Source organism: Haoranjiania flava (assembly GCF_025631005.1).
Taxonomy (GTDB): Bacteria; Bacteroidota; Bacteroidia; order Chitinophagales; family Chitinophagaceae; genus Haoranjiania; species Haoranjiania flava.
Map to the genome: position 1 here is coordinate 1 of NZ_JAOTPL010000041.1, position 1,998 is coordinate 1,998.

A 1,998-nucleotide genomic window follows, 5' to 3' on the forward strand; every position below is an offset into this window, starting at 1 on the left:
GTATTTGTTTGATTATCAACAACTTATGTATCAAACATCATTCCACTTTTCTTCATTTTATTCCTATTGTCGCAGTTTTCTTAACCCGAACTCAGGTTCAAATGTTCGCAATGACGATGTGGTGCATGTTTCGGAAAATTTACGCCCCTCAGCATGCCGTCATTGCGAAAGGCGTAAGTGAGTGGAGCGTTGAAGCAATCTTGAATGCTTCGTTGATTATAAAGTAGATTCTTCACTTTGATCAAAGCTCAAATGTTCGCAATGACGATGTGGTGCATGTTTCGGAAAATTTACGCCCCTCAGCATGCCGTCATTGCGAAAGGCGTAACTGCGTGGAGCGTTGAAGCAATCTTGAATGCTTCGTTGATTATAAAGTAGATTCTTCACTTTGATCAAAGCTCAAATGTTCGCAATGACGATGTGGTACATGTTTCGGAAAATTCACGCTCCTCAGGATGCCGTCATTGCGAAAGGCGTAACTGAGTGGAGCGTTGAAGCAATCTATCCTAAAATATCAGCAAATCTTCCCATTCAGGGTTCATGACTGTAATCAAATGAATCTTTTGATTACGACTGCCTGCTTTTATTCTTTTTTCTTCTGAAATTGCTTCCTGAATGGTTGGGAAATTAGGGTAGTAGACTAATTTATTGCAATTGTACTTTGAAGTAAAGCTATTTGGATATACTTCATTTTTATGTTGCATAACCCGCCAAAGGAGGTTTGATGTTACTCCAGTATACAATACCGTATTTGAAAAATTTGTCATTATATATACGCTCCCTCCAGTTTTCATTTCTAACATTTATTATGCTTAGGTGTAAAGTAGATTGCTTCACTTTGAGCAAAGCTCAAATGTTCGCAATGACGATGTGGTACATGTTTCGGAAAATTACGACCCTCTGGATGCCGTCATTGCGAAAGGCGTAACTGCGTGGAGCGTTGAAGCAATGAGGGGCTAACCTTACGCCATTACGCCTGCCGCTTTCAAAAGGAAATTGTGCAGTTCGTAGTTTTTTACAAAAGGCAGCAGGTTCTCACTGCCGGGGCCAGACATCGTCAGCTCCACGTAGTCTCCCGAGTGGTCCATAGAGCCGAAGCCGATGTTGAAATATTTCTGCTCCATCATGGCCAGTTCCCTGAACGGAAGCTTGTAACTGTTATAAATACCCTCGCTATCCAGCTTTTGATAGCGCTTTAATAATTCCCCGGCCTCCTCTGTACTCACCGCAATGCCATGGGCGGCCTCAATTCTTTCCCTCACCTGCGCAGCCGTATTGTCTTTCGTGATCCCCATCAGTATCCAGTCGCTCGAATGTTTTACGCTTTGTAATTTATCAAAATTATCACCTGCCTTTGAGCCGTAAAACAGCCCGGGGTTAGCATTGCCGTGGTCGGTAGTCACTATCAGCAGGGTGTCTTTGTTGTTCTTTACAAAATCCATAGCCACTTTCAGCGCATCGTCAAAAGCTATCTGGTCGTAAAGCAGCGCTGCAGCATCATTGGCATGTGCTGCCCAGTCTACCTTGCCGCCTTCTATCTGCATCACAAAGCCATTCTTGTTCCTGCTCAGTTGCTGCAGGGCAGTTTTGGCCATCTCTGCCAGCGTCGGCGTATTGCTGATCAGCGCAGCATCGTTTCTCCTGTCGATCTCGTAAGGCAGGCTTTCACCGTGGAATACGCCCAGCACAGGCGCTGAATTGGTTGCAGGGATGCCCAGCATCTCTTGCCTGTTGCGCACCACTTTAAAGCCGCTGTTGCGAAACAGGGAGAAAACATCCTGTTTATCTTTTCTTTTATCAGCGCTAAAGATATTTACCCCACCGCCCATCATTACATCAAAACGGAGCTTATGATACTCAAGCGCAATATCTTCCATGGCGCTCCTTTTATTGCTGTTTACGCAGAAGCCCGCAGGCGTGGCATGCGTGATGGGCACAGAGGTAACGCAGCCTACAGATTTTCCCTTTGCTTTGAATTTCTGCAGAATGGGTTTGTTG

At 44.8% G+C, this 1,998-nt stretch carries 3 protein-coding genes; 1 reads left to right on the forward strand and 2 read right to left on the reverse strand.

Annotated features, from left to right (window positions below; genetic code table 11):
* A partial coding sequence (locus OD355_RS13720) for a hypothetical protein (RefSeq protein WP_263039064.1) occupies nt 1-227 on the forward strand: 227 nt, incomplete at its 5' end.
* Nucleotides 228-506: 279 nt separating this feature from the next.
* Here OD355_RS13720 and OD355_RS13725 read toward each other — a convergent pair.
* Entirely contained in the window at nt 507-794 is a 288-nt protein-coding gene (locus tag OD355_RS13725; RefSeq protein WP_263039065.1) for a GIY-YIG nuclease family protein, read from the reverse strand.
* Nucleotides 795-962: 168 nt separating this feature from the next.
* Nucleotides 963-1,998: alkaline phosphatase (locus OD355_RS13730; RefSeq protein ID WP_263039066.1), on the reverse strand; the 1,036-nt coding region annotated here is incomplete at its 5' end.